Origin of the sequence: Dactylosporangium salmoneum (assembly GCF_039532525.1) — a bacterium.
GTDB lineage: Bacteria > Actinomycetota > Actinomycetes > Mycobacteriales > Micromonosporaceae > Dactylosporangium > Dactylosporangium salmoneum.
Genome location: NZ_BAAARV010000048.1, coordinates 24,698 through 42,978, shown reverse-complemented (window position 1 = coordinate 42,978; position 18,281 = coordinate 24,698). Strand labels below are relative to the sequence as shown.

Genomic DNA, 18,281 nt, shown 5'->3' with positions numbered 1-18,281 from the left:
GACGACGCAAATATGCGCCGGTCAGTGGCGTGTCGCGCGGTGTGTCGCGGTCGCGCTGCGTGTTGATCATCAAAAGAATGTCGCCGACTTGTCACCTGATCGGTAACGTGCGCGGCGTGTGTCTACGTGTCGTGTGCCCGCCGCCCACTCGGTAGCGGGCAGACGGAGCTCCCTGGCAACCCGGTGACGTGAACCCGGGTCGGTGGCCGCTGCCCGGAATCAGCGATCACCGACCATCCGGAAACCGGGAGACACATCCATGGCACACTCGCGTGCCCTGCCCGTCGGGCGGGGACTGTTCTACATAGCCATCGCCGCCGTCTCGTGGGGCGTCGGCGGCTTCGCGGCCGCGCTGCTCTACCGGCACAGCGACCTCGGCCCGATCGCCGTCACCTTCTGGCGGTACGTCGGCGGCCTCGCCCTGCTGGTCCTGGTCAGGCGGCCGAAGAAGCTCAACCCGAAGCATCTCGTCGCCAACGGGCTCGGGATGGCGGTCTACCAGACCGCGTACTACGTCGCGATCGACCTGGCCGGCATCGGCGTCGCCACCGTCGTCACGCTCGGCTCCGGGCCGGTGCTCATCGCGATCGGCGCCCGCGTGTTCCTCGGCGAGCGCCGCAGCCCGATCACGATCGGCATCGCCCTGGCCGGGCTGGTACTGCTCGTGGCCCAGGACCCGCACGCCGGCCGGCACCCGCTGGCCGGCATCGGGGTGGCGCTGCTGTCCGCGGCCGGGTACGCCGCGGTCACCCTGCTCAACCGGGCGTCCACCGACGACCCGTACGACTCGGCGCTCGGCGGGTTCGCCGTCGGGGCGCTCGCGCTGCTGCCGCCGGCCGCGATCGAGGGGCTCACCACGCGGCCGACGGCGGCGACGCTCGGGCTCCTGGCGTTCCTCGGCGCGGTGCCGACCGCCCTGGCCTACGCGCTGTTCTTCCGTGGGCTGACCGTGGTGAGGGCGACCACCGCGTCGGTGGTCGCCCTCGGCGAGCCGCTGGCCGCTGTGGCCCTCGGCGCGCTGATCCTTCACGAGCCGCTCACCCCGGCCTCGGCGGCGGGCGGCCTGCTCCTCCTGGCGTCGGTCGTGGTCCTGACGCTTCAGGAGCGCCGCAGCCGCACGAACGCGACTCCGGTGAATACGACTGCCCCGCCCAGCAGCGCCCAGATCCACCAGCGCGGCGAGGCATCCGGTGCAGCGGCCGGAGCCGCGGCGACGGAGGGACTGGGAGGCGTCTGCGCCGGACGCGCCTCGATCACCGCCGAGGCGCTGTCCGGGCCGGAGGACACCACGACCGTCCACCGGCCCGGCGACAGCACCGGACCCGAGGTGTAGAAGCCCCGCCCCTCCGAGGAGGGGTTGAGCTGCACCGGGCCGACGGTCCGGCCGCCCTCCGCCGTGGCGGTGAGGACGAGCCGGACGTCGGACTCGGCGGGCCGACCGTCCGCGCCGGACGCGCGGACGGTCACCCCCGTCGCCCCGTCCCCCGCGACCTCCAGGTGGAGAGCCGCGGGGGAAGGAGCGAGCAGAACGAGCGAGAACAGGAGGTTGAGCAGCGTCACAACCGGCTCGGATCCTCTGGGAGGCGACCGGCGCCCTTGAGGGACTTGCCCGAGTTGGCCTTGACGCCGGCCTGGTTGACAGGCGTCCCGCCGAGCCGGATCGTCATCGCGTCCGTGTCACGGATCAGCGTGTCCCGGACCTCGGCCTCGGGCACCAGGGACGCCGTCAGCAGCTCGCGGAACGCCGCGAGCTCCTTGAGCGTCTTGGTGTCGTTCCCCTTGGCCTCGGCCTTGCGGACCTTGTCCATCGAGCCCGAGAGCTTGTCGTACGCCTTGCTCGGGAGCCGCCCCGTGGCCTTGAACCGGTCGAGCAGGTTCTGCATGTCGCGCAACGAGGTCGAGACGAAGAACGTGACCGTGGTGGTGGTCGCGTTCCCGGCGTTGTCGGTGCCGACCACGGTCAGCTTGTGCATCCCGAGGTCCAGCTCGTACATCGCCTGCAGCGTGCCGGTCTGGTAGGCCCGGCCGTCGAGCGAGCCGGCGACGGACTTCATCCCCGACGTCGAGTCGATGGCCTGCCAGGTGACCCGGACGTCCTGGCTGTCGCCGTAGAGCTGCCCGTCGGCCAGGCCGGCCACGATGACGGTCGGCGCGGACGCGTCGATCTTCAGGATGGCCGACTTCAGCGTCTCCACGTTGCCGGCCGCGTCGGTCGACTTGTAGAGCAGCTCGTGCTCGCCCTCGCCGGTGACGTTCACCGGCGCCGTGTACGGCGTCCACGCCCCGCCGTCCAGGGACCACTCGACCTTGGTCACCCCGGAGCCGGTGTCGGTCGCGGCGAGCGCGACCGGCGTGGCCCCGTTGTGCCAGCCGGCGTCGGTCGCCGGCGCGAACGAGGCGGTGGTGACCGGCGCGGTGGCGTCGATCTTCACCTCCTGCGTCTGCACCGCCGAGACGTTGCCGGCCTGGTCGGTGGCGCGGTAGCGGACCTGGTGGGTGCCGTCGCCGCCGACCTGGATCGGGTCGGCGTAGGCGGCCCAGGCGGTGGCCGAGTCGAGCTGGTACTCGATCCGGCCGTCCGAGGCGCGCAGCGTGACGGTGACCGGGCCGGCGTACCAGCCGTTCACCGCCGTGCCGTCCACAGTGGACGAAACCGTGGGCGGCGTCGTGTCAGCGCCGGTGACGTGGAAGTAGTCGAACGAGGCCGGCTTCGACGCGGTCTGGCCCGCGCCGAGGGTGTAGAGACCGACCTTGGCACCGTTCAGCGCGGAGGTGAGCGTGCCCAGCGTGGTCCAGGCGGTGCCGTCGGCCGAGTAGGACGCCGTGTAGGCGGAGCCCACCTTGGCCAGCCGCAGGTACCACACGCCCGAGGTCAGGTTCCCGGCATCGGGCTGCGGGTTCTGCACCACCCCGCCGATCTCGCTGCGGAACTCGATCCGCCGGGCGACCGTCTGGCCGGGCTGGTTGTCGGCGATGGTGTTGAGCTTCACGTAGTTGTCATCGTCGACGTAGACGATCAGCCCGCCCTGCTGGTACTGCTCGTTGAACTGCGACCCGTCGACCTTCGTCTCGAGCGTGAAGTCCCCGGCCGGGGCCTTCTGCAGGATGAAGTTCGGCGGCCCGCTGTTGCCGGTCCCGTAGATGTCGCCGTTGGGCACGTCGATCTGCAGGCTGCCGTTGACGATGCGGTACCCGGTCGAGTCCTCCCGCACGATGGCGTTCCACCGGCAGTGGTCCAGCGTGGGCCCGGTGAACTCGTCGTTGGGGTCCACGCCGGCCGGCGGGTCGTCCGGGCTGATCACGAACCAGTCGAACGTCGCGTCGACCACCGGCGCCGTGGTGGCGCCGTTGAGCGCGTAGAGCCCGACCCGCGGCTGGGCGATGCCGGCCAGCGCCGCGGACCGCCCGACCGGGACGAACGTGGTGCCGTCGGCGGAGTACGCCGCGGTCAGGTTCGTGCCGTCGGAGGTCAGCCGGACGTAGTACGTGTCGCCCGGCTGCGCGGTGATGCTGTCGGCCGCCTCGTTACGCGGCGCGCCGGCAGTCTCCCGGATGAACTCGACCTTCCGGCCGCCGGAGTACAGCAGATCCAGCTTGGCGTAGTTGTCGTCGTCGCCGTAGAGGATCAGGCCGGCCTGCTGGTAGTTCGCCGTCGTCGGCAGGGTCACCTTGGCGGTGGCCTGCCAGGCGCCGGACGGAGCGGGCTGCAGCACGAGGTTGGTCGCGCCGTTGGTGCTGCCGTAGAGGTCATAGGCGGAGGTGGGCAGGTGCAGCGAGCCACCGCTCACGGACAGCGCCTGAGTCTCCCGCACGACCGTCCATCTCGTACGGTCCAGTGTGGAGCCCAGGAAGTCGTCCGAGTGCGCCCCGAAGCACGCCGTGTTCGGCGCGTCGACCCGCACCTGGACACTCGCGGTGCCCTTGGCCCCGCGGGCGTCGGTCACCGTCAGCGTCGCCGTGAACACGCCCGGCGCGGTGTAGGTGTGCGAGGCGTTCGCCGTCGCCGCCGAGCCGCCGTCGCCGAAGTCCCAGGCGTACGTGAGCGGGTTGTCATTCTCCGCGTCGGTCGCGGTGCCCGTGAAGGACACGTTGAACGGCGCGGTGCCGCTCGTCGGGTTGGCCGCCGCCGTGACGATCGGCGGCGCATTGTCGGTCACGCCGCGACCCAGGAAGTCGACCCAGTTGATGTTGTACCCCGCACCGGCACCGGTCGCGATGAAGTACAACGGCCCCGAGGTCGTGCTGGGCGTGATCGGGACGGACAGGTCGACGTACGTCTGCCATCCGCCCGTGCCGGGCACCGCCACCGAGCCGACCACCGGCCCGTCGAGGGCACCGGTGCGGATCTGGATGGTGCCGCCGCTGGCGTTGTTGCTCGCGGCCCGCAGCCGCAGGCTGTCGATCCCGGTCAGGTTGACCGGCGCGAAGGAGAACCAGTCGCCTTCCTCGACGAAGCCGATGTTCTGGAAGCCGCCCAGCGGGTCGCCGGTGGTCTCCCGCTTCACGCCCGGGTCACCACCGGAGTTGACGCCGGGAACCCGGCCGGTGGCCGCGAAGTACTCGGCCTGCTTGCGCTTGGGCTGCAGCTGGACGAGCGAGCGCCCGGTGAGCGGCGCGGCGCCGCCGGCCCCGCCCTTGTCCACATAGGACGCCTCGATGACGCCGAACACGTTGGCGTCGGCGCCGTGCCCGCTGGCCAGCGCGGTCTGCACGCTGCCGGAGCAGCCGGTGTACTGCTGCAGCGGGTGGGCGTGCTCATCGTGGCCGAGGAGGTACTGCACCTGCACCTTCGAGCAGTCGATCTGGCCGTCCTCGGGGTCGCTCACCTCGACGGTGAACTTCACCTGGTCGCCCCAGTCGAAGAAGCCGCCGTCCGGCGGGATCGTCAGCTTCACCGTCGGCGCCGTGTTGCCCACGGTCACCAGCACGTTCGCGGTGCCGGTGCGCCCGCCGTCGTCGGTGACGGTCAGCTGGGCGGTGAAGTTGCCGTTGGTGGTGTAGGTGTGCGACGGGTTGGCCTCGGTCGAGGTGCCGCCGTCGCCGAACGCCCAGGCGTAGGTGATCGCCTGGCCGTCGGGGTCCCGCGAGCCGGCGCTGGAGAACTGCACCGTCAGCGGGGCCTGACCGCTGGTCGGCTGGGCGGCCGCCTGCGCGATCGGGGCGCGGTTGCCGGCCACGTAGTCGATGCGGTAGACGCCGGAGTCGTCGTTGTTACCGCCGAATCCGGTGCCCCACTCGAGGAGGTACAGGGCGCCGTCCGGGCCGAACGCCATGTCCATCGGGCGGATGAACGACATGCCGGGCAGCAGCTGGTTGATGTCCACAAGGGACTTTCCATCCGCCGAGACCTGCATGGTGTACATCTTGCTCTGGTTCCACTCACCGAAGATCGCCTTGCCGTCGTAGTACGCCGGCCACTTGTTCTCCGAGGGGTTGTTCGCGTCGTAGCGGTACACCGGGCCGCCCATCGGCGCCCCGCCGCCCCCGATCTCGGGGAAGCGCGGGTTGCCGTCGTAGTCGTAGTCGACGGTCGCCGCGATGGCCGGGGGCAGGTTGGTCAGGCCGGTGTTGTTGGGCGAGTCGTTGACCGGCGCCGCGCAGTTGTACGCGGGGCCGGACGGGCCGGACGGGAAGGTGAAGTCCCGGTACGCCGCGTTGGCGCCGGTGCAGTACGGCCAGCCGTAGTTGCCCGGCTGCCCGACGATGTTCCACTCCACGGTGTTGCCGGGCCCGCGGTTCGGGTCGGCCTGGGCCGCGTCCGGACCGTAGTCGCCGAGGTACAGCGTGTCGGTCAGCGGGTCGACGCCGATGCGGAACGGGTTGCGGAAGCCCATGGCGTAGATCTCGGGCCGGGTCTTCGCCGTGCCGGCGGGGAACAGGTTGCCGGCCGGGACGGTGTACGTCCCGTCGGCCTGCGGCGTGATCCGCAGGACCTTGCCCCGCAGGTCGTTGGTGTTGGCCGCGGTGCGCTGCGCGTCGTAGTCCTCGCGGCCGGGCCGCTCGTCGATCGGCGCGTAGCCGCTGGACTCGAACGGGTTGGTGTTGTCGCCCGTGGCCAGGAACAGGTTGCCGTGGCTGTCGAACGTCATCGTGCCGCCCTCGTGGCAGCACGTGTTGCGCTGGGTGGTGACGGTGAGCAGCTGCTTCTCGCTGCTCGGGTCGATGGAGTCGCCGTTGGCGGTGAACCGGCCCAGGATGTTGCGGGGCGAGCCGGAGGCCGGGCTGTAGTACAGGTACACCCAATGGTTCTGCGCGAAGTGCGGGTCCAGCGTGATGCCGAGCAGCCCGTCCTCGTTGCCGGTGAACACCGGGACGGTGATCGCGGTGACCGTCGTGTGCGTGTCCGGCTTGACGATCTGCACGCGCCCGTCGCGCTCGATGTAGAACACCCGGCCGTCGGGGGCGACATCGAGTTCCATCGGGTTGTTGGTGTTGCTGTCGAGCGTGACCTTCTCGAAGCTGGCGGTCTGCGACGCGCTGCAGTCGGCCTTGACCACACCGGCCGCGCTCTCGATGCCGCCGAGGAGGTGGCCCAGGAACTGCGGGTCGGAGAAGGACTCCTGGGTGTGGCCGAGGCCGCTGTACCAGGAGCGGCCGCCGTCGTAGTCGTGGCACCAGGCGATGGGGTGGTCGGCGCCCATCGCGCCCGACCCCGGCTGGTAGGTGGTCTCGTCCAGGCTGGCCAGGACGTGCACCTTGCCCCGGGGGTTGGTGCGGAAGTTGTACAGCTCGTCGAAGCGCGACCACTTGGCCGGGAGGTCCTTGGTCGAGGGGTGCGCGGGGTCCTCGACCTTGACGGTGACCTGCTGCTGGGCCGGGTGGCTGGTGAACCAGGCGCCCATCAGCTCGCCGTACCAGGGCCAGTCGTACTCGGTGTCGGACGCGGCGTGCACGCCGGCGTAGCCACCGCCGTGCTCGATGTATCGCTGGAAGGCGGCCTGCTGGTCGGCGTCCAGGACATCGCCGGTGGTGGAGAGCCAGACGACGGCCTCGTACTTGGCCAGGTTCGCGTCGGTGAAGGCGGCCGCGTCCTCGGTGGTGTCGACGGTGAAGCCGTTGGCCGCGCCGAGCGCCTGGATGGCGGCGATGCCGGCCGGGATGGAGTCGTGGCGGAAGCCCGCGGTCTTCGAGAAGACGAGCACGTCGAACGGCGTCGCTGCGGCGGCTCGGGGCATTTGCTGTTGTACGGCTGGGACGGGCTCCGCGGAGGCCGGCGTCGGCAGGGTTACGACCAACCCGGCGACGAGCGGCAGCACCGCGGCAATGATGGACGTGCGGAGGGCACGCCTTTGAACGTTGAACACGAAAGCTCCTCGTACGAAGGGCTTCGCGCAACGGTCGCCGATACCGCTGAGCAGGGGGGTGTGAGGCGGTAGGGGGCGCCCCGCCGAGGGCACCGCTAGTTCGTTCTGGTACCTAACAAACTAACGGTGCAGCGGTCCCTGGGCAATCAACCGGAATGTCCGAAAAAGTGAGGGAAATCAGGAAATCGCGGGTTCCAGGACATCGACCGACGGCTTTTCGGCCGGACGCAGCAGCGTCCAGGCCTCGCCCGCGGCGAGCAGGAGCCAGATCGCGCCGTTCGTGCCGCCGATCAGCCAGTCCTCGGTCGCGATGGTGGGCACGGCCGCGACGGCCCCGATCGTGAACCACGCCGGGGGCAGGGATCCGTCCGGCCGGCGGCGCACCGCGTGCCACAACAGCAGACCGAGCCCGAGCAGGAAGGCGCCCGCGCCGAAGACCCCGCCCCGGCGGAACGCCCCGACGGCCGCGTTGTCGGTGTTGAGATCCCGCCGCGGCCCCTCGATCGGGTTGCCGTCGTCCACCCGCCACACCACGGCCCGCGAGGTGCGCGCGTCGCCGAAGGCCTTCTCGGCCAGCCCGGCGTGCTTCCAGTCCACCCAGACCTGCCGCCAGGTGTCGGTCCGCCCGCTGGTCACGTCGTTCTGATCATCGGAGAACCGGTCGCGCAGCAGGAACTGGTACCCGCCGCCGAGCGTCACGACGATGGCCAGCACCACGAACGGGGTGGCCACCGACAGCCAGGCCGAGCGGGACGGCAGTCGGTCCAGGTCGTCGCCCCGCCGCAAGAGCACCAGCGCGAGGTGGACGAGCGCGCCGGCCGCGGCGAAGACGAACCCGGTGCGCGAGTCGGAGATCGACAGCACCAGCGCGGCCAGCGCGCCCACGCCGAGGCGCTGCCACCACGCCATCGCCTTGTCGAAGCCGATCCGGATGCCGGCCACGGCCATGAGCCCGGCCAGCGAGTTCGGGTGGTAGAACAGCCCCGGGCCGCCCCAGAAGCGGTTGGTCATCACCTTCGCCGACGCGTTGTCGGGGATGGCGTGCACCGAGTCGAAGAGGCTGCCCGCGCCGACCAGCAGCAGCGCCGCGATGCCGAGCAGGATCGCCGCCGCCATGCCGACGGAGAGGTCCTTGCCGCGGCGCTTGTGGTTCAGCGCGATGACGGCCAGCACGGCGAGCGTGAACACACCGGCGTAGGCGACCCGCTGGCCGGCCACCTTCCAGTGGGCGACGAACACCGCGCCGGCGACGCCGAAGACCCAGTACGCGAGGCCGAGCCACGCCGCGCCGAGCCGGGGCAGCGACCGGGCCGAGCGCAGCCAGGGCCACGCCCACACCGCGAACACGACCACCTCGACGGCCAGGACCGCCCAGATGATCCCCGGGCGCTTGGTCGCGGTCCAGGTCAGCATACCGGCGAGGACGAAGAGCCCGCCGAGGACCAGGCCCTGCAGCGTGATGCCCGGCAGGCTCAGCGCCAGCCCGACCACGGCCATGGCGATCAGGCCGGCCGCGAAGGCCTCCGCCGACTGCCCGAGCGAGTCCGTCCGGGTGTACTCCAGGACGCCCGCCAGGAGCGCGATCACGATCGCCGCGACGGCACCCGCCGCCCGGCCCTTGGTCAGGGTCATCCAACGTCCGTCCGCGTCCGGCGTTCACGGCTGAGGAAGAAGTCGCGGACCACCCGGCGAGGGCCGGCGGGCACCAGCCAGACCTGCAGGAAGGTCACGTAGTCGGTGAAGCTCGGCTTGCCGTGCCGCCGCGCCTCGCGCAGCAGGTCGAAGAAGACCCGCGGGCTGCGGCTGGCCGCGGCCATCGAACCGACCACGCTCATCGCCAGCGCCGCGTAGGCCCGCGGGGTGACCCGGGGCCGCGTCTGCTGCAGCCACTCGAGCGACTGCTTCCACGGCGCGTCGAAGCTGATCCGGGGGCGGTTCTCGTCGGCGTACCAGATGACGAGCGGCTCCTCGGCGTAGATCAGGTCCACGCCTTCCTCCTGCAGGCTGCGCAACGTCCAGTCGAGCTCCTGCAGGCGGCGCAGGCCATCGGCGAACGGCACCTTCCGCAGCAGGGCGGTGGGCGCCATGATCGTCGAGGTCTGGATGAACCCGTCGCCGTGGAACAGCCCGTGGCGCACGGCGAGGTACTCGCTGATCGGCTCGCCCGGCGCCGGGACGCGGCGCGGCATGATCAGCTCGGCCCGCGGCGTGCGCATGTAGAGGCGGCTACCCACGATCGGCAGGGATACGCCGGAGGACCGGGCCCGCTCCAGCTGGGTGGCGAGCTTCTCCGGCAGCCACTCGTCGTCGTCGTCGAGGAACGCCACCCAGTCGGCCTGCGCGTGATCTACGCCACGGTTGCGCGCGTTCGGCGCACCGCCGGAGGCCGGCAGCTCGACCGGGCGGACCCGCTCGTCGCCCAGCGCCCGCAGCGCCTCGACGGTGGCCGGGTCCGGCCCGTCGATCACGACCACGACCTCGATGTCCGGCACGGTCTGCGCCAGCGCGCTGCGCACGGCGCGCACCACCAGCTCCGGACGATTACGGGTGGGAATTACAACGCTGACCTCGGGTCTTTGCACGATGACCAATCCGTCTCGGTTGCGGTGCTGCGCCACCACACAGAGTCCTTATGGGTTCGCTGGCGTAGCGTACACGACCTGCACTTTCGTCGGATATTTCGCGGCCAGCGCGCGGGCCGCCGCCACATTCGTGGGCGCGGCGGGGTCGCCGAAGGCCACGGGAAGCGGCTGACCTGGCTTGACGTTCGGGCGGCGGGGGTTCGACCCATCGACGACCAGCAAACTGGCCTCCGGGTCGTGCACGAAGAACCGCACCGGCACCGGGCTCTCCCGGACCAGCCTGTCGAGATCATCCATCGTGCTCGCCCTGCCGGCCGCGCCCGGGTACAGCAGGCCGGACCAGGCCGGGAAGTACCGGTAGTTGTGCTGCAGCGCGGCCGCGCCGAGCGTGGCCGACCAGTTGCGCCACGGGCTGCCCATCAGGTCGACGCTGACCGCCCCGCCGCCCGGGAACATCCGGGTCATCAACAGCGCGTCGCGGGCCGCCTCCGGGGAGCCACGATCCTTGCCCAGCGCCAGCTTGACGCCGGGCGCGACCGGGGCGGTGTGCCACTCGCCGCCGGCGACGGCCAGCGCGGCGACGATCGGCAGCGCGACCGCCACCCGCAGGGCCACGCCGAGGCCCGGGGCGAAGCGGACCAGCCCGCCGAGCGCGCACAGGCAGACCACGATCAGCAGGTGCAGGAGCTTGTCGAAGTAGTACACCGGGTGGCCGAGGGTGACCGTCTGGTACAGCCCCAGGCCGCCCGCCATCCCGGCCGCCACGGCCAGCGCGAAGAGCGCCGCCCGGTGGCTCGGGGCGCGCAGCCCGCGGCGCACGAGCACCGCGACCACGGCCAGGACCAGCAGGCCCACGGTGGCCGGCCGGTCGACGACCCGGGCCGTGCCGTTGAGCAGCAGCTGCGAGCCGCTGGAGGCGGTCGCGGCGGTCAGCGGACCGACCGCCGCGACCAGCGCGACCAGCGCCGCGGTCAGCCAGCCCCACCAGAAGCGCCACAGCCGGGCGCGGCGGATCCACCACAGCGCGGCCAGCCCGCCGAAGGGCAGGAAGAGCGGGTAGGAGAAGGACAGGCCCACCAGCAGCAGCGCGACGGTCGCCGTCTGCTCGCCGACGCGGGTCAGCGGGCGCACCACGATCGCGGTGAGCACGGCCGCGCAGGCCAGGCCGGCCAGCTCGTTCGGGTAGCCGCGGGACAGCACCGTGACCGGGTCGCCGAGCACCAGCCAGGCACCGGCGAGCAGCAGCACCGGCAGCAGCCGGGCGGGCGAGGTGCCCGGGCCGGCCAGGCGGCGCACGGCCCACAGCACGGCCAGCGCGAGCAGCAGGAAGGTGCCGATCAGCAGCCACATCATGACGTCGACGGCGGCGTCGGCCGAGATGTCGCCGGTGGTCGAGGAGACGAACCGGCCCAGCACCGCGTAGGCGAAGTGCAGGCCCTGCGGGTAGTTCGCGATCCCGTTGAGCTCCTCGTCCGGCACGTACGGCCGCAGCGCCGAGGGGCGCATGAACAGGTACCCGCCGGTCCGGCCGATCGCGTCGTACAGCAGGTAGTGCCGCGCGATGTCCTCGCCGGCCAGCGGGAGCCCGAGCCGCCCGCCGAGGTCCCTTGCGGCGTACGGCACCAGCGCGACGAGCGAGACCCCGGCCACGGCGACCGCGAGCAGGATGTCGGCCGGACGCCGGATCTTGCGCAGGTGCCGGACGTCGAACCGCATCCGCCCGGTCGCCCCCGCGATGATCACGAGCACGCTCAGGGCGACGCCGGTGACCAGCGTCGGGTGGAGGTGCCCCGGCCACAGCGTCGTGCCGAGCCCGAAGACGCAGGCGGCCCCGAACAGCTGGGCGCAGGCCACGACGAACCGATCGACGAGGCCCGTGGCGCCGCGCTGGATCGCCATGGTCCCGGCGAGCACGAGCAGCGGCAGTAGCGCGTCGAGCCGCAGCGGGTGGGCGGCCAGCGGCACCAGCCAGGCCAGCGCGAGGGCGACCAGGACGCGCGCGACCTCGGCGCCGCGACGCCGGCCGGCCGGGCTTTCGACCGAGTCAGCGGTACTGGGATGCGTCACCGTCACCACAGGCACACTCCGTATCGGCGTTCAGTTGGTCCGCCGGGAGGTAGACGATATCGCGTTCAGATGACACCTTCGGGCGTGGACCGGAAATGCCCGTTTCGACGGCATTTTCACGCATCGGCCGGGCCGCCCCGGTGGGCGGCCCGACCGCGATGTCGATTCGGCCTTATGTCGATTCGGCCCTATTCGGCGATGGCGCTGAGCTCGGTGCGCAGGGTGCGCAGGGCCGCGGCCAGCAGCCGGGACACGTGCATCTGGGAGATGCCCAGCTCAGCGGCGATCTGCGACTGGGTCAGGTTGCCGTGGAAGCGCATCGCGATGATCTTCTGCTCCCGCTCCGGCAGCTTGGCCAGCAGCGGCCGCAGCGCCTCGCGGTTCTCGACGTTGCGCATGTCCGGGTCCTCGGCGCCGAGCAGGTCACCCAGGCCGGCCGCGCCCGCGTCGGCGCCGTCGCCGGCCGGCGCGTCCAGCGACAGGGCCCGGTAGGCCTGGCCGCAGTCCAGCCCTTCGATGACGTCCTCCTCGCTCACACCCAGCCGGGTGGCGAGGTCGGCGACCGTCGGGGACCGGCCGAGGTCCTGGGCGAGGGTGCCGGAGACCTTGCTGATCTCCAGCCGCAGCTCCTGCAGGCGGCGGGGCACCCGCACGTCCCAGCCCTTGTCCCGGAAGTGGCGCTTGAGCTCGCCGACGATCATCGGGATCGCGTAGCTGGTGAACGCGGCGCCGCGCGACGGGTCGAAGCCGTCGACGGACTTGATCAGGCCGAGGTTCGCCACCTGCACCAGGTCGTCGAACTGCTCGCCGCGGTTGCGGAAGCGGCGGGCGAGGTACTCGGCGAGCGGGATGTACAGCTCGATCAGCCGGGCCCGGACCCGCTCCCGGTCGGCACCGGCCGGGAGGTCGGCCATGAGCGAGAGCAGCGCCCGGGCCTGGGCGTCGGTGGCGCGGGTGCTCGTGCCGCTGGAGGCATCACCGGCGGCCTGGCCGCCCTGGGTCTGGGCGGCGGACTCGGCGAGAGCGCGATCGATGGCACGGTCGACGGAGACGGTCATGGGTTTGACCCTTCTGGTGCGGGTGACCGGCGGCGGCCTGGGCGCAGACTGCTGCTGCGCCGGGAGAAAAAAGGAAGGCATGCGCCGCCACGCCGGTCGGGAGTCGCTCTCAGCACCCGTTTCTTGAGTGCCGGTGCAAGACCTGCGGGCTCACCGGGGCCGGCCCGCCGCTGCTGGACGGGACCCCACGCCCAAACAGAGCCGTTCGGACGATGCGAGCTGAGCCGACTGTACTAGATGTTTACGCCCTACGCGAGACAAGGGCGTTGAAGATGGTCGCTGTATCACCGACTGTTGAGTAGAGCAATACGCTGAGTGTCCGCAAGGTTTGCTTGTGCATTTCAGTTTGGTCGTCGATCGGGTCCGCATGCCGATACCGGGGCTGCGTTTTCGCAGCGCGGGAGCTACCGTCTCCACTGTGGCGTGTGCCTGTTTCAACATTGATCCGTGAGGTGCGGATCGGGGCGACGTCGCTAAGGAGTTACACGTGGCATCAGGCACGGTGAAGTGGTTCAACTCGGAGAAGGGCTACGGCTTCATCTCGCAGGACAACGGTGGACCCGACGTGTTCGCGCACTACTCGGCGATCCAGGCCACCGGCTACCGCGAGCTGACCGAGGGCCAGAAGGTCGAGTTTGAGATCACGCAGGGCCAGAAGGGGCCGCAGGCCGACAACATCCGCGCGGTCTGACACACCCCCTTAGTCGTAGGCCGAGACCCGCTTCACGGCCGAAGGAGTAGCAAGCCCCCGTCCGAGCATCTCGGCGGGGGCTTTGCAGTATCTATGGGGCGTCTAGGTGTCTACGGGTCCCCTTTGCGCGGCGGTCGGAGGCCGCTCAGGCGAGCGCCACGTTGGGCTCGGCGAACACCTCGGGGGTGCACGAGTTGGCGTAGGCGTCCTTGATCATGCGCAGCGCCCAGCCCATCCGGGTGGTGGCGCACTCGGGATGGTCGCCGAACTCGGTGGCGACGCAGGCGACGCAGCCCTGCACGCCGATGCCGCGCAGGGTGTTCGTCACGGCGGCACGCACGTCGGCGGCCAGCGGGCTCTGGGACATCTGCAGCGTGGAGGCGAAGAGCGCTTCGGCGCGGACCGCTTGGAACGTGGACTCCATCGTCAGACCTCCTGCTGGAATCTCCCTGCTGTGGTCCAGCTAACTCCTGTCCAGGTGCCGGTGCGGGGACAGTACGGTTGCTCATTGGTTCGGTCGCCCGTTAGGCAGAACGCTCCGGTGACAACCCGAATTCCTCCAATACCCCGGTGAGCTGGAGCAACCGGTGTACGGCCGGGCTCGTGCCGGTGATCTGCAAACCGCCGCCGACGTCGCGGTTGGCCGCGACGAGGACCTGCAGGCCGGTCGAGTCCATGAAGGTGACGGCGGTCAGGTCGAGGTCGACCCGCGACGGGCCGTGCGCGCGGATCGCCTCGCGCAGGACGGTGATCAGCTCGGGGGCGCTGGTCATGTCGAGCTCGCCGGAAGCGGTCACGGTGACCGTCCCGTCCCCGGAGGGGGTGGCCCGGGCGGTGAACTCGGTCGTCATAGCAGCTTGGTGACCTTCACGAGCAGGCCGTCATCGTCGACGTCGACGTGGTCGGCGAGACTTTGCACGACCCGGAGGGAATGCGCGGAGGCGATCGGGGCGTTGAAGCTATCGGCGACCGGCTCGCCGGGGTGAGTGACTTCTATCACACACTGCTCCTCGTCGACGATCGCCCGGACCTGAAAGGCCACACCGACTCGCACGTGAGCGATCACGTTCGCCCATGTCTCATTGACGATCAGGGCGATGTCTGTGCGGGCCTGTTCGGCCACACCGAGGCCGGCCAGCGCGCCGTCCAACGCGTGCCGGAGCGTGTTCATCCGGTCGAGATCGCGCGGCAGGTCGACGGTCAGTCGAAGGTCCACAACTCAAGTGATACCGCGTCGGCCGCAATCGGAAACGTGGTCCCGGTCAGGATCGGGGCCCTCAGCCGGCGTAGGCGAACTCGCGGGAGGCGAGCTCCTGGTAGGCCGAACGGATCATCTCGAGCGCCCAGGCCATGCGGGCCGCGGCGGTCTCCGGGTACTCTCCGAACTCGCCGGCCACCCGCGCGGCGCACCCGGTGACGCCGTAGCGGCGCAGCGTGCTGGTGACGGCGGTGCGCACCTGGGCCGGCGTCGGCTCCTGCGAGGCCTGCAGGACAGAGGCGAACAGGGCCTCGGCGCGAACCGTGTCGAACGTCGTGTTCATGTCAACCCCCCGGTTGGTGTGCTCCGTGACACCATTCATGGAACCGGCGGCCCGGTGCCGCGACGGGACCCGTTCGGGTGCCGCACGGTAGCGCGCCACGCCAGCGCAGGGCTTGCTCGCGGTTCCGGTTCGGGTTACGGTCGAGCCAGTCCCGCGGAAGTCGGCTATCTGCCGCCCGGGGACGCCCTTCGCCACCGCGTGTCACGCTCTCGCGTAGGAAGCCAGGCGGCCACCGCACACGCAGCCCATCGCACACGCAGCGCAGTCCAGGTTCGTCGGCCACCGACACGCGTAGCTGGAGATCCTCATTTCCCCACGGCCGAACAGTCCTAGGAGGACCCATATGGCCCCAACTGATGTGTTGGAACGCACCACCCCCAAGCAGAACCCGCCCGGCCAGGGCCGCCGCCGCACCCGATCCACGCAGCGCAACCGCGACCACAGCCGCCCGGCCAACCAGCCGCAGCCGCCCACCTCGGGCGAGGCCCGCGACGTCGCCGGCATCGTTGACGTCCACCGCGACAAGATGATCCTGCGGGTCGACAGCTACCTGCCCGGCCCCGACGACGTCTCGATCCCCGCCGCGATGGTGCGCCGCTACGGCCTGCGCCATGGCGACGCGCTCACCGGCAGCGCCAACGGCGGCACCCTCACCCGGCTCGACACGGTGCACGGCAACGACCCCGAGTGGGCCCGCAGCCGGCCCGAGTTCGCCAAGCTGACCGCGCTGTTCCCGCAGGAGCGGCTGCGCCTGGAGACCGGCCCGCGGCAGCTCACCGCCCGGCTGATCGACCTGGTCATGCCGATCGGCAAGGGCCAGCGGGCGCTCATCGTCTCGCCCCCGAAGGCCGGCAAGACGATGGTCCTGCAGGCGATCGCCAACGCCATCGCGAAGAACAACCCGGAGTGCCACCTCATGGTGCTGCTCATCGACGAGCGGCCCGAAGAGGTCACCGAGATACAGCGCTCCGTGCAGGGCGAGGTCATCGCCTCCACCTTCGACCGCCCGGCCGGCGAGCACACCGGCGTGGCGGAGCTGGCCATCGAGCGGGCCAAGCGCCTCGTCGAGCTCGGCCACGACGTGGTCCTGCTGCTCGACTCGATCACCCGGCTCGGGCGGGCGTACAACAACGCGGCCCCGGCCTCCGGGCGCATCCTGACCGGCGGCATCGACGCCAACGCGCTCTACCCGCCCAAGCGCCTGCTCGGCGCCGCGCGCAACATCGAGAACGGCGGCTCGCTGACCATCATCGCGTCCGCCCTGGTGGAGACCGGCTCGACCGGCGACACCGTGATCTTCGAGGAGTTCAAGGGCACCGGCAACGCCGAGCTCAAGCTGGACCGCCGGCTCGCCGACCGGCGCGTGTTCCCGGCGATCGACATCGACGGGTCCAGCACCCGCCGCGACGACGTGATCCTGCACCCGGACGAACTGCTCGCCGTGCAGCGGCTGCGCAAGGCCCTCGGCGCCAGCGGCCAACCGGCCACCGAGCAGCTGCTCGAGCGGCTCGCCAAGACGCAGTCGAACGCGGAGTTCCTGACGCTGCTGCTGCGCGGTCAGGCCTAGCGCGGGCCGCCCCGAAGGGGCCTAGAGGGCCACCCGGGAGCGCATCAGCGCCTCCTCGGTCGGCAGCACCCCGAGCGCCGAGGCGAACGCCATCTCCCGGCCCCACGACGCCACGTCGGCCGGGGCCAGGTCGGTCACGCCCTCCACGGCCACGAGGTGGGCGCGATAGGCCAGCCACTCGGCGGCCACCCGCATGCCCTGGGGCGTGCTGCGGTCGCTCCAGCGCAGCTCGACCGCGAGGTACATGGCCAGGAACACCGCGCCCGCTCCGATCAGCGCGCCGGTGATCTGGTCGGCCAGGCCCGCGTGCAGCTGGGCCGCGACCCACATCCAGGACGCGAACATGCAGCCGGCCGGCACCAGAGCCGTGCCCAGCAGCGTGCGGCGGATGCGCCGGGACAGCCGGGGCTCGGACAGGCCGCGGGTGCGGGCCTCCTCGATCACCTCGCGGTAGAAGGCGCTCCGCCACCGGCGCGCCTCCGACCAGCTGCGAAACGCCAGGCTCGTCAGCGACGCCTCGCCGGCAACGGCGAGGCGCTGGACGCGGTCGAGCACCTGCTGCTCGTACGGCGTCAGGCTGCGCCCGTCGCCCTTGCGCAGGCGCACCGTGGTCTCGGCCGGGTCGTCCCCGGGCTGGCGCAGCTCGAGGAAGCCCCGGGCGGCCAGGTCGAGCAGCGTGCTGTCGATGGCGTCCTCGTCGGGGCGCCACCGGTTCACCATGAGGCTGACCACCGCGGGCGGCTCCTCCCCCGGCGGGGTGGTCAGCGCCGGACCGATCTCCGGCAGCCGCGTGCGCGACCGCCAGAGCGTGACGGCCGTCACGACGACCCACACCGCCAGCGTGACCGGCACGCTGAGCTGCAGGAACGGGGGCCAATCCACGACGAACCTCCGGGCGGGCGGGGCAGGGGCACATAGCGGGTTGCCCAACCACCCTAGACGGTCCGCCTCAGAACCCCGCGACCACGACCTTCCCGGTCATGTGTCCGTCTTCCACCATTTCGTGGGCCTTGCGCAGCTGCTCGGCGCCGATCGGGCCCAGCTCGGCGGTCATCGTGTCGAAGAGGGTCTCCCACGCCGTGATGGCGGTCAGCGGCAGCGCGGCCGCGGCGGCCGGGGTCAGCGTGCGCGGCCGGCGCCCGGCGAGACGCTCGTCGACGAGGTGCAGCTGCTGGTCGGAGCCGGGCCGGTCGATCGCGCCGGCGTAGTAGACCTCGTCGCCGGGGGCGAACAGGCTCACCTCGGCCCCGACCGCGCTCACCACGCCGGCCGCATCGAAGCCCAGCACCCGCGGGCGGCCGCCCGGGTCGTCGCCCGCGCGCGTCTTGACGTCGACCGGGTTGACCGATACCGCCTCCACCCGCACCAGCAGGTCGCGCGGGCCGGGCTCCGGCACCGGCAGCTCGAGGTCCTCCAGCACGCCCGGCCCGCCGGCCGTCCGATATCCGACTGCTCGCATCGTCCGCTCCAT

General features: G+C 71.4%; 13 protein-coding genes and 1 pseudogene. 3 read left to right on the top strand and 11 right to left on the bottom strand.

Annotated elements, in window-relative coordinates:
- Nucleotides 1–259 precede the first annotated feature (259 nt).
- Nucleotides 260–1,333 (top strand): DMT family transporter, encoded by a 1,074-nt coding sequence (locus ABD352_RS27870; RefSeq protein ID WP_344615461.1) that lies wholly within the window; start codon nucleotides 260–262, stop codon nucleotides 1,331–1,333.
- A 223-nt stretch (nucleotides 1,334–1,556) separates the two neighbouring features.
- Here ABD352_RS27870 and ABD352_RS27865 read toward each other — a convergent pair whose 3' ends face one another.
- The 5 genes from ABD352_RS27865 to ABD352_RS27845 form a co-directional block, all read right to left on the bottom strand.
- Nucleotides 1,557–7,175, bottom strand: a complete 5,619-nt coding sequence (locus ABD352_RS27865; protein WP_344615476.1) for a ThuA domain-containing protein — start codon at nucleotides 7,173–7,175, stop codon at nucleotides 1,557–1,559.
- Between the two features lie 306 nt (nucleotides 7,176–7,481).
- Nucleotides 7,482–8,936: an O-antigen ligase family protein gene (locus ABD352_RS27860; RefSeq protein WP_344615460.1), complete on the bottom strand. Its 1,455-nt coding sequence runs from the start codon at nucleotides 8,934–8,936 to the stop codon at nucleotides 7,482–7,484.
- The gene (locus ABD352_RS27855) at nucleotides 8,933–9,886 is read right to left on the bottom strand and encodes a glycosyltransferase family 2 protein (RefSeq protein ID WP_344615459.1); all 954 of its coding nucleotides are present in this window, start codon (nucleotides 9,884–9,886) and stop codon (nucleotides 8,933–8,935) included. The genes ABD352_RS27860 and ABD352_RS27855 overlap by 4 nt, the downstream gene beginning before the upstream one ends.
- 48 nt (nucleotides 9,887–9,934) lie before the next feature.
- On the bottom strand, nucleotides 9,935–11,959 hold the full coding sequence (locus ABD352_RS27850) for a hypothetical protein (RefSeq protein WP_344615458.1): 2,025 nt from the start codon (nucleotides 11,957–11,959) through the stop codon (nucleotides 9,935–9,937).
- A 182-nt stretch (nucleotides 11,960–12,141) separates the two neighbouring features.
- Nucleotides 12,142–13,011 (bottom strand): SigB/SigF/SigG family RNA polymerase sigma factor, encoded by an 870-nt coding sequence (locus tag ABD352_RS27845; RefSeq protein WP_344615457.1) that lies wholly within the window; start codon nucleotides 13,009–13,011, stop codon nucleotides 12,142–12,144.
- 487 nt (nucleotides 13,012–13,498) lie between these two features.
- On the opposite strand from ABD352_RS27845, the gene ABD352_RS27840 reads away from it, so the two are divergent.
- A complete protein-coding gene (locus ABD352_RS27840) occupies nucleotides 13,499–13,702 on the top strand; it encodes a cold-shock protein (RefSeq protein WP_190251213.1) in 204 nt (67 codons plus the stop codon).
- Nucleotides 13,703–13,847: 145 nt separating this feature from the next.
- Here ABD352_RS27840 and ABD352_RS27835 read toward each other — a convergent pair whose 3' ends face one another.
- The 4 genes from ABD352_RS27835 to ABD352_RS27820 form a co-directional block, all read right to left on the bottom strand.
- Nucleotides 13,848–14,126 (bottom strand): hypothetical protein, encoded by a 279-nt coding sequence (locus ABD352_RS27835; protein ID WP_344615456.1) that lies wholly within the window; start codon nucleotides 14,124–14,126, stop codon nucleotides 13,848–13,850.
- A 100-nt stretch (nucleotides 14,127–14,226) separates the two neighbouring features.
- Nucleotides 14,227–14,553: an STAS domain-containing protein gene (locus ABD352_RS27830; RefSeq protein ID WP_344615455.1), complete on the bottom strand. Its 327-nt coding sequence runs from the start codon at nucleotides 14,551–14,553 to the stop codon at nucleotides 14,227–14,229.
- Entirely contained in the window at nucleotides 14,550–14,918 is a 369-nt protein-coding gene (locus ABD352_RS27825) for an ATP-binding protein (protein ID WP_344615454.1), read from the bottom strand. Before ABD352_RS27825 ends, ABD352_RS27830 begins: the two co-directional genes overlap by 4 nt.
- A 61-nt stretch (nucleotides 14,919–14,979) precedes the next feature.
- Nucleotides 14,980–15,243: a hypothetical protein gene (locus ABD352_RS27820; RefSeq protein WP_344615453.1), complete on the bottom strand. Its 264-nt coding sequence runs from the start codon at nucleotides 15,241–15,243 to the stop codon at nucleotides 14,980–14,982.
- A 394-nt stretch (nucleotides 15,244–15,637) separates the two neighbouring features.
- Between ABD352_RS27820 and rho the strand changes: the two are divergent.
- Nucleotides 15,638–16,810 (top strand): annotated as a pseudogene (gene rho, locus ABD352_RS27815) (transcription termination factor Rho); the annotation flags it as partial.
- 21 nt (nucleotides 16,811–16,831) lie between these two features.
- Here the strand turns inward: rho and ABD352_RS27810 are convergent.
- Both ABD352_RS27810 and ABD352_RS27805 read right to left on the bottom strand, forming a co-directional pair.
- Nucleotides 16,832–17,692, bottom strand: a complete 861-nt coding sequence (locus tag ABD352_RS27810) for a DUF2207 family protein (RefSeq protein WP_344615452.1) — start codon at nucleotides 17,690–17,692, stop codon at nucleotides 16,832–16,834.
- 67 nt (nucleotides 17,693–17,759) lie between these two features.
- Complete coding sequence (locus ABD352_RS27805; protein WP_344615451.1) at nucleotides 17,760–18,269, bottom strand: alcohol dehydrogenase catalytic domain-containing protein; 510 nt, start codon at nucleotides 18,267–18,269, stop codon at nucleotides 17,760–17,762.
- Nucleotides 18,270–18,281: the final 12 nt, after the last annotated feature.

What these genes read in the sequence shown, in the direction of transcription:
- ABD352_RS27870 (WP_344615461.1), top strand. Translation starts at nt 260, where the DNA reads ATGGCACACTCGCGTGCCCTGCCCGTCGGGCGGGGACTGTTCTACATA.
- ABD352_RS27865 (WP_344615476.1), bottom strand. Translation starts at nt 7,175, where the DNA reads ATGCCCCGAGCCGCCGCAGCGACGCCGTTCGACGTGCTCGTCTTCTCG.
- ABD352_RS27860 (WP_344615460.1), bottom strand. Translation starts at nt 8,936, where the DNA reads ATGACCCTGACCAAGGGCCGGGCGGCGGGTGCCGTCGCGGCGATCGTG.
- ABD352_RS27845 (WP_344615457.1), bottom strand. Translation starts at nt 13,011, where the DNA reads ATGACCGTCTCCGTCGACCGTGCCATCGATCGCGCTCTCGCCGAGTCC.
- ABD352_RS27835 (WP_344615456.1), bottom strand. Translation starts at nt 14,126, where the DNA reads ATGGAGTCCACGTTCCAAGCGGTCCGCGCCGAAGCGCTCTTCGCCTCC.
- ABD352_RS27830 (WP_344615455.1), bottom strand. Translation starts at nt 14,553, where the DNA reads ATGACGACCGAGTTCACCGCCCGGGCCACCCCCTCCGGGGACGGGACG.
- ABD352_RS27820 (WP_344615453.1), bottom strand. Translation starts at nt 15,243, where the DNA reads ATGAACACGACGTTCGACACGGTTCGCGCCGAGGCCCTGTTCGCCTCT.
- ABD352_RS27805 (WP_344615451.1), bottom strand. Translation starts at nt 18,269, where the DNA reads ATGCGAGCAGTCGGATATCGGACGGCCGGCGGGCCGGGCGTGCTGGAG.